The following is a 9,506-nucleotide window of genomic DNA, read 5'->3' as shown; positions in this document are numbered from 1 at the left end:
CACCGACCGGCTCGATGTTGTGATCAACCGGGATGAGCAAGTTAAGAACCGGTTTCTGGCCCAGTTTCGCATGGGCGTGCTGAATCCGGTTGAGTTTGAGCAGGCGGTGGGCATTTGGGAGGCGCAGATTCTCCGCTTGCCGTCGCCGTCAAACTTGACGCGCAAGGAGACGCTGAAGCTGCTGCGAGAAAAGACCGGCGGTTAGACATGTTGCTGCGGGATGCGGCCATCTGGGCGCTGCGCAAGGACCTGATACAGATTGACCTGGACACACTCAAGGAAGTGGCGGCGGGGTACGGCTGATGGACATTCAACCGTAGTGGTACGCAGTAGAACCGTTGTACCGTTTCATTTGAATTTGGATCCAACCTGGAAGAAGTGGGAAGAAGCGGGAAGAACTGAAACGGCTTGCTGGCGGGCGTTTCCAGCTCTGGCGTGTACTGCACCAAACTTGGAAGGGTGTTTCGCACTTTTGGAGAATTTGAAACGCCTGCTGTAAAAATTTCGAGAGTTGGGGGCTAAGCAAAACTTATCAATCAGGCCACTGGCTGGGCCTAATCTATCGGTTCCAACCTGCGCCGCCACTACTTCTGCTGCTTTAGTCCCTGCTCCATTTCTCTGAGGGTTTCTTCCAAAGCGGAACCGTCTTCGACTCTGTATTTGCGCCCTTCCACCAGGGCAAAGTAACCAGTGCGGAAAGAACTGAGGAGCGCCTGCCCTCTGTTGATGTGGATCTGGACTAACAAATCTGGTTCGTTGGCGGCAAAGCTCAAAAATCCATTGATTGTCTCACTCATCCCTTCGTTAAGCCTTTCAATGGCGTGCTTCGCACATTCAGGCCACTTCTCGCTGTTAAGCTGTCGTTGCGTCTCTTGTAAAGCCGATATTTGTGGGGGGAGAGCAATCCGGCTGGTGGCACTGGCAACACGTACCTGGTCCACGAATTTTTCGTAAATGGGCTTTAGCTTCTGTTCTAACAGGCGTGCCTCGGTGCGGGTACACCGCCCGCCCTGAAAAGGTGGAAGCCGCTCCCAGGCTAGGTAGCCTAACCCCAGAGCAATGGCAGTAGCTCCAGCAGCGCTGCCGATTAGCTGTTTTCGCGAAGGAAGTCGAAGCTGCGGAATACGAATGCCGCTGGAACTGGGAACGGCCCTGGGCCACCGGCAATTAGGCATGGGACAGTAGGCTTCGCCTTTGGGGCTGACCTTTAATCTCGCGCCGCATCGAGGGCACTGCTGGCTCATGGCTGGACTCCTAAATGTAAATTTTTGTTGCAGATTGATAGAATTTGCTTATTTGGTATAGCAGTGATACAAAAAGCCCTTTTTTGCATGATACAGATGATACAAATGATACAGTTCGCCCAAAAGTCCGTTGTAGTCGAAGTTTTGGGTTTCTTGGTCACAATGCTAGTGATACAGTTCGCTGGCAAGTCTGTTTGGGTTGGTCACATTTGGCACTCGGCCAGATAGCGGCCAGCGGCTTCTATCACCCTTGCTACTGAACGTCGGGGAAGTGTGTAAATCTCAGAAATCATGCGCTCTACCTGGTTTTGGCTCGGTTCTTTGCCTGTTTTCAGGTAGAAAACCATATCATCCAGGGTCCAGCCAATGTAGCTGGCGATTCTCTTCAACTTCAGGGTTTCCGGGATACTACCCTTCTCCCACGCTTGGACGGTGCTACCCCGCACCCCAAAGATAGCGCCGAAGCTGTCCTGACTCATCTTGCGTCCGTTCTCATCCACTACCATCAGGCGGTCAATGAGGTCAGCGAATCGCTGGCGCTCATCGGCGGACCACTGGGTTTCCTGGTGGGAGTTTTCGTAAACCCCTTCGTAGGTGCTCATCTCTAAAAACCACGTGTGGTTTGGTGTCTCCCATTTTATGGGAAAGGTAGTCACTGTGTCTATCTGTCTTTATTGACAGATGGGCATAGTGTGTACTAGGTTGGTGGAAAGACACACTCGGTGCAGCCATCTTCCCGCTCGGAAGGTGGGTAACTGCCTTCGTGGAGTGGCTAAGAGCAATGTGCTGAGGGATGGGTGAAAGGAGCGGGGGACTCATGACCCAGGCGAGATACTCCCACAGGGAACTTGACGTGGACATCAATTTTGGATTGGTGTCAGATAATTCTGGATTGTACAATTGTATACCTATGGCTCAGGTGTGATTTGAACACACGACCAAGGGCTTATGAGTCCCCTGCTCTACCGCTGAGCTACTGAGCCGCTAACGCTTTATTTTAGCCTACTCGCCAGCCAAGGCTAGTTGTTCAACGGGAAAGGGAATGCCTGTACCCCCTAGCCCGCAATAGCCGCCGGGATTTTTGGCTAAGTACTGCTGATGATAGGCTTCAGCGTAGTAAAACTCGGGGGCTTCCAGGATTTCGGTGGTAATTGGGCCATACCCAGCAGCTTGCAATACCTGCTGATACAGGTCGCGCGACCGTTCAGCTAAGCGCCGCTGCTCTGGGGAATAGACGTAAATTCCCGAACGGTACTGGGTGCCCACGTCATTACCCTGGCGCATTCCTTGAGTTGGGTCGTGATTCTCCCAAAAGATTTTCAGTAAGGTGGCGTAACTGACCTGGCGGGGGTCAAACACCACCCGCACTACCTCGTTGTGGCCCGTCAGACCTGTGCAAACCTCCTGATAAGTAGGGTTGGGCGTGTAACCGCCAGCATACCCAACTGCCGTTACATACACGCCTGGCAATTGCCAGAACTTACGCTCAGCCCCCCAAAAACACCCCATGCCAAACATCGCCAGCTCCAGACCGTCAGGATAGGGCGGTTTCAGGGGATTGCCATTGACGTAATGCCTCTCCGGCACGGGCATGGGAGTTGCCCGACCAGGCAGCGCTTCCTCTGGTCGGGGCATCACCAGTTTTTTGCCAAGACCAAAAATCGCCATCACAACAATCCCAAGAAATGCAACACACCTTGGCCGCTAAGCGCTTCTATCACCAGGGCTGATACAAACCCCAGCATCGCCAGCCGACCGTTCCAGTTCTCTGCTCCAGCCGTAAACCCCCAGTTCCACAAATTCCGCTCCTGATTTTCCATCGCCGTTGCTCCCAAAACCTTCCTGCTAACAAGTTAACGAAAAATTCACAATCTTGCAACATTTCTTAAAGGCCTAGATCAGCAGCCACCCGATGGGCGCAGGCGAAGCCGGAAAACGCCACTGCGTTGAGACCTTGGCCCGGAAAGGTGCTATCGCCTACGCAGTACAGGCCAGGAATACAGGTGCGGTTGAGGGGCATGGGAAGCAGTCCAGGTAAAACGCGCCGGGGCATTGGGCCGTAGGTGCCATCCTTGCGTCCTAGAAAGCGGCGGTGAGTGCGGGGCGTGCCCACCTCCATGTAGTCCAAATCCTGATCCAACCGGGGGAACAGCCGCATCAAGCGCTCAATCACTTGGCCGGCTTTCGCTTCCTTCTGACGCTCGTATTCCTTGGGGGATAAATGCGCCCAATCCGACAGCCAGCAGGGGGTAAACGCATGGACGATGTGATAGCCCGGCGGGGCCAAGTCCGGGTCTAGCACGGTGGGAATCGAGACAAACAGAGTTTGGTAAGGGTCGGTCATGGACCCCCAATCTTCCAGTAGCACGTGATGACAGGCCGTGGCCGTGGGAATGGCAGTGGCTTTGACGCCCAGATGCAAGCTCAAAAAACTGGGAGATGGCTGATAACGGCGGCGCCAGCGCTGCTCGGCGGGGGGAACGTCCGGCAACAAGCCACCGAAGGTGTCCCAGCGAGTGGCATTGGAAATCACTCGTCTGGCGCGGTAACATTGGCCGCTAGCCAGTTCGACGCCAACGGCCTTCCCTTTTTCCAAGACAATGCGAGTCACACGGCTCTGGTAATGAATGACACCGCCGTATCTTTGCAGGCCCGCCACTAGTTTTTGCGCGATTTGACCCACACCCCCTTTCGGATAGTGAATCCCCCCGTAATGCCGGTCGGAAAACACCATGCCCGCGTTGATCAGCGGTGTTAAATCCGCCGGCACCACCGACCAGATATAACACTCCAGGTCAATAAATTTCAGCAGTTCGGGGTCGCGGAGGTACTTGCGGGCAAGGGGACCGACATTCCAAGGCAAGTAGCGGGCCAAACCCAGGCAAGCGCCTGGATTTTGCACGAAAACCCGGAACAGATAACGGGGTTCTTCCAAAGATAACAGTTCGATGGAATTGAGATAGTGAAACACGCGCCAGCACTCGTCATAAAAGCGGCGGATACCGCTTTTTTCATGGGGGAAAAGCTGGGTCAATTCCGCCAAAAACTGTTCATAATCCCGATGCACCCGCACCTGTCGGCCTCCCGGCAAATGGTAATGCACCTGCACGGGGTCGGGAATCGCCTCCAGCTTTTGGTCCACCGCCACCAAGGCCCGCGTGAGCAGGTTGGTGGTGCCCTGGGTGCCCAACCCAAAAATCATGGAAGCGCCTACGTCAAACCGGTAGCCATTGCGCTCAAAATAACCGGCGCTCCCACCAGGGATGAGATATTTCTCCAGCACCAAAACGCTAGCGCCCCGGCGAGCCAACTGGGTGGCAGCGACCAAGCCCCCAATCCCAGCTCCGATAACGATGACATCCCATTGGGCCACCTTGCGTCTCCCCGCTCCCGCTCTCCTAGTGTACTGCGCCCAGATTACACTGGAGGGAAAAGCACGGGGTAAACGATGCACACGCGCGTCTGGAGCGCTGCCCTGCTGGGGATTGAGGCAATTCGGGTTGGCGTTGAGGTGGACATCGCCCCTGGGCTACCAGGGTTTGTTGTGGTGGGATTGCCAGACAGTGCAGTGCAAGAAGCGCGGGAACGGGTGCGGGTGGCGCTAAAGAATGCTGGGTTTGCCGTGCCCCAGCGCAAGGTGGTGGTGAATCTCACCCCAGCTGACCTGCGCAAGGAAGGCCCAGGGTTTGACCTACCCATGGCCGTTGCCATTTTGCTGGCATCGGGACAAGCACGCGTGGATGCCGATGCGATTGCGAGCACGCTGTTTTTAGGGGAGTTGTCGCTGGATGGGTCGCTGCGGGGCGTAACGGGAGTATTGCCCATTGCTGCAACGGCTCATCGGTTGGGCATCACGCGCCTGGTGGTGCCAATGGCCAACGCGCGGGAAGCTGCCTTGATTCAGGAGTTACAGGTATATGGTTGTGAGCATCTCCAGGAAGTCGTGAAGCTGCTGCAGTCGCCGGAGCAGTGGCAACCCGTGCGGGTAGACCCCTGGCAGGAACTTCAACGCCCGAACGACCAGACATGGCTGGATTTGCGGGATGTCAAGGGCCAACATCTCGCGCGGCGGGCCTTGGAAATTGCCGCTGCTGGAGGCCACAACCTGCTACTGGTAGGACCGCCTGGAAGTGGCAAGACCATGCTGGCGCGGCGATTGCCCGGGATTCTCCCGCCCATGACCTTGCAGGAAGCGCTGGAGGTTACCCAGATCTACTCGGTGGCGGGTTTGTTGCCGGAGCGGGGGGCTTTGGTGAATCAACGCCCCTTTCGGAGTCCGCACCATTCCGCGTCGGGACCGGCTCTCGTCGGTGGCGGCAGCATCCCCAAACCAGGGGAAGTGTCCCTGGCCCATCATGGCATCCTGTACTGCGACGAGCTGACCGAATTCAAGCGGGACGTGCTGGAGTTTTTGCGCCAGCCTTTGGAGGACGGGCGGGTGACCGTGTCCCGAGCGCGCCAGACAGTGACCTTTCCAGCGCGGTTTACCCTGGTGGCCTCCACCAACCCCTGTCCCTGCGGGTATTACGGTGACCCGGTGCAGCCTTGCACCTGTACCCCCCACCAGCGCCAGCAGTACTGGGGCAAATTGTCAGGGCCGTTGCTGGACCGGATAGACCTGCAGGTGCAAGTGGGGCGCTTGAAGCCAGAGGAAATGGTGCAACAACCGACGGGAGAAGATTCGGCAACCGTGCGCGCGCGGGTGCAAAAGGCGCGGCAACTGGCGCGGGAGCGGTTTGGGGAACGGTCGCCGATCCAGTGCAACGCCCAGATGCAACCGGTGCACATTCGCCGCTGGTGTCAATTAAACCCGCAGGATATGACCCGTTTGGAGCAGGTGATTCGCCGGTTGGGACTCTCGGCGCGGGGGATGGACCGGTTGTTGAAAGTCGCCCGCACGATTGCCGACCTCAAGGGCAAAACCAGTCCCTACTTGGATTGGGCAGATGTCCAAGAAGCCATTCAGTACCGGTCGCTGGAGCGGTGGAGTGGCGCCAGTGCGTGATAGCCAAAACCAACAGCGGGACTGCGACTTAATGGGCGCAACGGAGAGAGTGGGATTCGAACCCACGGTGAGTTGCCCCACACAGCATTTCCAGTGCTGCGCCTTCGACCACTCGGCCATCTCTCCAGCGTGACGAATATTATACCGTTCCCATCTCTTTCGCGGTGGTTCTACTCAGGGCCTGGTATTTCTGTTGGAATCGTCGCTGTTGTTTAGCATGGTCAACGATCGGTTCTGGGTACCCCAGGGAGCGCCGCTCTAGAGGAGTCATCTGATTACTCAAAACTTGGGCGATCTCGACAGAGCGTAACTCCGGCACCCAAGCATAGATGTATTCCGCCTCGGGGTCAAATTTCGCCGCCTGGGTATTGGGATTAAAAATACGCAACGGGCGTGGGTCCATGCCCACCGAAGCGCTCCATTGCCAGCCGCCATTATTGGCACTTAGGTCCCCGTCAATTAACTTCTGCATAAAATACCGTTCGCCCCAGCGCCAATCAATCAACAGGTCCTTGGTCAAAAAACTCGCAACGATCATGCGGCAACGATTATGCATCCAGCCCGTTTGGTTCAACTGGCGCATCGCAGCATCAACAATCGGATAACCTGTTTCCCCAGCACACCAGGCTTGGAAATACGTTTCGTTATTCTCCCAAGGAAACGCATCAAATTTAGCACGGTAGCTATGAGTTTCCAGGTGGGGAAAGTGATACATACCGTGTTGGTAAAACTCGCGCCAAGCCAGTTCTTGTTGCCAAGTTATCACCGATTCATTGCCCGGAAAATCCCGTAAACAATCCTGAGTAAATTGCCAAATCGTCCGAATACCAATGACGCCAAACTTTAACGCTGCACTCAGACGGGACGTACCGGCTATGGCGGGAAAATTGCGCTGTTCTTGATAGGCATAAATTGCTGAACGCCCAAATTCTGCGAGTAACCCTTTCGCTCCGGCTGTCCCAATCGGATAATCCAACGTTCCTGACCAAGAAAAGCCCAATTGTTCCACGGTAGGTAAAGGAATCGCGCCGGCTTCCTGAGCAATTTGACGTTCATCGTCCGTAAGACCCATACAGTCCTGAAGGGGGGGATAGGGTTTGGCTTTAACTTGTTGTGACCAGTTTTTCCAAAACGGCGTGAAGACCGTGTAGGGTTGACCCGTTTGCGTCACAATTTCAGCCGGCGCATGCAATAGTTGATCCCAAAACTGCTGATGAGCAATGCCCCGTTGGTTCAGCGCTTGAATCACCCGTTTATCTCGTTGTTGACTGTAAGGTTCCACATCCCAATGCCAGTAAACTGCAGCGGCTTTTAGGGCCTGCGCCAAGCGGGGAATCGCCTCTGTTGGGTCAGCCCACATTATCAACAATTCACTTCCCACTCGCCGGTATTGTTGTTGTAAATCAGCTAAGCATTCTCGCAAGTAGCACACCCGTATTGGGGCAATATCGTCTCGGCCCAGAATGTTCGGGTCAAAACAAAAAACACCTACGACTTTGGGGGTGCGCAAACGCGCGTTATAGAGACCTACACTGTCTTCAGTGCGCAAATCCCGCCGGTGCCAAAAGAGAATCAAATCGGGCATTAATCCACCAACGAAAACAGCAAGTCGCCTTCTGCAACCAACTCGCCGTTGACCCTAGCACGTCCCTGGACTTGGCCGAATCGTCCCATCCGCACACGCAGCAATTGGGCCTCGATGACTAATTGATCCCCAGGGATGACCTGCCGACGAAACCGCACCTTATCCATACCAGCAAATACGGACAGATGCCCTTGCGCTTCTGGCAATTGCATCACAATAATGCCCCCCACTTGCGCCATCGCTTCCACAATCAACACCCCTGGCATCAAGGGCCGACCAGGAAAATGCCCTTGGAAAAACGGCTCATTAAACGTCACATTTTTGATCCCCACTGCCCGCTCCCCCGGCACATACTCCACGATGCGGTCCACCAGCAAAAACGGGTACCGGTGGGGCAGCAACTTTTGAATCCCCTCAACCGTCAAAACGTCTGCCATGCCCAGCCCATAGCCTTTGCCCTCTGATCCTACACCAACCCTGCCTCCGAGCGTTTACTAGCAGGGCAAGGGCGGGGTGTTGTTGCAATAAAATCCGGACAATCAATCGCCATTGGTGTCATTGCCTGGTAGGGACGTACTGCGCATTTCAAGCGGTGGTCTTCCGAAAAGTAGTAGCAGCGGTCACAGGGAACACGATGCAGTTTTTGGAGCAATTCCACCCCATCAGTAAATGCAAAACAGAGGGCGGTGAGAAATCCCGTTAGCATCAACCAAATGACGAGTGGGCATAGTAGTGTCAGCATAGTGATATGGCTAGGTTATCTATAGTTGTCATCCCTTGGGTCGCAGGGCACAGTCCCATTGTTGCTTTTCCAATTGTCTCCCAGCTAAACTAAAGTGGCCTAGTTAGAAGGGGGACAAAGTCTAGCTTTATCCGTCCCCCCAACAAAGCCATTACAGACCAAATTCTCGCTTTAACTGTTCTGCCCAGGCTTGGATGCGTTTGGCTGTCAATTCTGGTTGATTGTCCTCATCCAAAGCCAGACCAACAAACTTATCCCCTCGCAGTGCTTTTGATGCATTGAATTCGTAACCTTCAATTGGCCAGTAACCCACTGTTTTGCCGCCCAGAGATGAAATCATCTCCTCCAAAATGCCAATGGCGTCCTGGAAATTGTCTGCATAGCCTACCTGGTCACCGCAACCAAAATAGGCCACCTTTTTACCGCTAAAATCAACTGAATCTAGTCCTTCATCGTAGAAGCCCTGCCAATCGCTTTGCAACTCACTAATGTTCCAGGTGGGACAACCAATGATGATGTACTCGTACTTGGCAAAATCATCCACATCAGCATTGGCAATGTCAATTAAATCAACCACCGACGGCCCACCTAGCGCCTTTTGAATTTGCTCTGCGGCGTTTTGCGTGTTGCCCGTTTGCGTACCGTAAAACAGACCAATCTTTGCCATGAAATCACCTCAAAAAACACCATAAAAAGTTCTCCCCTCTCCCTTGCCGTGTAGGAATGTTAACGTTCTAAACCTGCAACGAACTTAAAGCCCGCTCTACTCGTCGGAAATCGAATCCCAACGCCCGTAGCGCATGCCACAAGTGACCCTGCAGGAAGAAAAAAGCTAGGAAAAAGTGGGCATTGGCTAACCAAGCACGGGATGTGTAGGTACCATAGGGAAGTTTAACTGTGTCCGCAAAGTAGGGTGTAATCCCCAACTTT

General features: G+C 54.6%; 11 protein-coding genes and 2 tRNA genes. 2 read left to right on the top strand and 11 right to left on the bottom strand.

Annotated features, from left to right (window positions below; all coding sequences use genetic code 11):
• The coding region (locus tag NZ705_11990) for a hypothetical protein (GenBank protein MCS7293663.1) at positions 1-205 on the top strand (205 nt) is incomplete at its 5' end.
• A gap of 379 nt (positions 206-584) precedes the next feature.
• On the opposite strand, the gene NZ705_11985 is transcribed toward NZ705_11990, so the two are convergent.
• The 6 genes from NZ705_11985 to crtH form a co-directional block, all read right to left on the bottom strand.
• Positions 585-941: a hypothetical protein gene (locus NZ705_11985; protein MCS7293662.1), complete on the bottom strand. Its 357-nt coding sequence runs from the start codon at positions 939-941 to the stop codon at positions 585-587.
• A gap of 506 nt (positions 942-1,447) precedes the next feature.
• The gene (locus NZ705_11980; GenBank protein ID MCS7293661.1) at positions 1,448-1,846 is read right to left on the bottom strand and encodes a helix-turn-helix domain-containing protein; all 399 of its coding nucleotides are present in this window, start codon (positions 1,844-1,846) and stop codon (positions 1,448-1,450) included.
• A 309-nt stretch (positions 1,847-2,155) separates the two neighbouring features.
• A tRNA-Met gene (locus NZ705_11975) sits at positions 2,156-2,227 on the bottom strand.
• Between the two features lie 19 nt (positions 2,228-2,246).
• A complete protein-coding gene (msrA, locus tag NZ705_11970) occupies positions 2,247-2,912 on the bottom strand; it encodes a peptide-methionine (S)-S-oxide reductase MsrA (protein MCS7293660.1) in 666 nt (221 codons plus the stop codon).
• Positions 2,912-3,064, bottom strand: a complete 153-nt coding sequence (locus NZ705_11965; protein ID MCS7293659.1) for a chlorophyll a/b-binding protein — start codon at positions 3,062-3,064, stop codon at positions 2,912-2,914. The genes msrA and NZ705_11965 overlap by 1 nt, the downstream gene beginning before the upstream one ends.
• A gap of 65 nt (positions 3,065-3,129) precedes the next feature.
• Positions 3,130-4,617, bottom strand: coding sequence for a carotene isomerase (crtH, locus tag NZ705_11960; protein ID MCS7293658.1), 1,488 nt, complete (start codon positions 4,615-4,617; stop codon positions 3,130-3,132).
• A 75-nt stretch (positions 4,618-4,692) separates the two neighbouring features.
• On the opposite strand from crtH, the gene NZ705_11955 reads away from it, so the two are divergent.
• Positions 4,693-6,249 carry a YifB family Mg chelatase-like AAA ATPase gene (locus tag NZ705_11955; GenBank protein ID MCS7293657.1) on the top strand — a complete coding sequence of 519 codons (1,557 nt, stop codon included), beginning with the start codon at positions 4,693-4,695 and terminating at the stop codon, positions 6,247-6,249.
• A gap of 41 nt (positions 6,250-6,290) precedes the next feature.
• On the opposite strand, the gene NZ705_11950 is transcribed toward NZ705_11955, so the two are convergent.
• The 5 genes from NZ705_11950 to NZ705_11930 form a co-directional block, all read right to left on the bottom strand.
• Positions 6,291-6,375, bottom strand: a tRNA-Ser gene (locus NZ705_11950).
• A 13-nt stretch (positions 6,376-6,388) separates the two neighbouring features.
• Positions 6,389-7,834 carry a deoxyribodipyrimidine photo-lyase gene (locus NZ705_11945; GenBank protein ID MCS7293656.1) on the bottom strand — a complete coding sequence of 482 codons (1,446 nt, stop codon included), beginning with the start codon at positions 7,832-7,834 and terminating at the stop codon, positions 6,389-6,391.
• Positions 7,834-8,271, bottom strand: a complete 438-nt coding sequence (gene fabZ / locus NZ705_11940; GenBank protein MCS7293655.1) for a 3-hydroxyacyl-ACP dehydratase FabZ — start codon at positions 8,269-8,271, stop codon at positions 7,834-7,836. Before fabZ ends, NZ705_11945 begins: the two co-directional genes overlap by 1 nt.
• Before the next feature lie 456 nt (positions 8,272-8,727).
• The gene (gene fldA, locus NZ705_11935; GenBank protein ID MCS7293654.1) at positions 8,728-9,243 is read right to left on the bottom strand and encodes a flavodoxin FldA; all 516 of its coding nucleotides are present in this window, start codon (positions 9,241-9,243) and stop codon (positions 8,728-8,730) included.
• A gap of 67 nt (positions 9,244-9,310) precedes the next feature.
• A partial coding sequence (locus NZ705_11930) for a hypothetical protein (GenBank protein ID MCS7293653.1) occupies positions 9,311-9,506 on the bottom strand: 196 nt, incomplete at its 5' end.

The organism is Gloeomargarita sp. SKYB120, from assembly GCA_025062155.1.
In the GTDB taxonomy this organism is placed as follows: Bacteria; Cyanobacteriota; Cyanobacteriia; order Gloeomargaritales; family Gloeomargaritaceae; genus Gloeomargarita.
The sequence above is the reverse complement of the archived record's forward strand: the minus strand, read 5'-3'. Positions and strand labels throughout refer to the sequence as shown.

What these genes read in the sequence shown, in the direction of transcription:
- NZ705_11980 (MCS7293661.1), bottom strand. Translation starts at nt 1,846, where the DNA reads ATGAGCACCTACGAAGGGGTTTACGAAAACTCCCACCAGGAAACCCAG.
- msrA (MCS7293660.1), bottom strand. Translation starts at nt 2,912, where the DNA reads ATGGCGATTTTTGGTCTTGGCAAAAAACTGGTGATGCCCCGACCAGAG.
- NZ705_11965 (MCS7293659.1), bottom strand. Translation starts at nt 3,064, where the DNA reads ATGGAAAATCAGGAGCGGAATTTGTGGAACTGGGGGTTTACGGCTGGA.
- NZ705_11955 (MCS7293657.1), top strand. Translation starts at nt 4,693, where the DNA reads ATGCACACGCGCGTCTGGAGCGCTGCCCTGCTGGGGATTGAGGCAATT.
- NZ705_11945 (MCS7293656.1), bottom strand. Translation starts at nt 7,834, where the DNA reads ATGCCCGATTTGATTCTCTTTTGGCACCGGCGGGATTTGCGCACTGAA.
- fabZ (MCS7293655.1), bottom strand. Translation starts at nt 8,271, where the DNA reads ATGGCAGACGTTTTGACGGTTGAGGGGATTCAAAAGTTGCTGCCCCAC.
- fldA (MCS7293654.1), bottom strand. Translation starts at nt 9,243, where the DNA reads ATGGCAAAGATTGGTCTGTTTTACGGTACGCAAACGGGCAACACGCAA.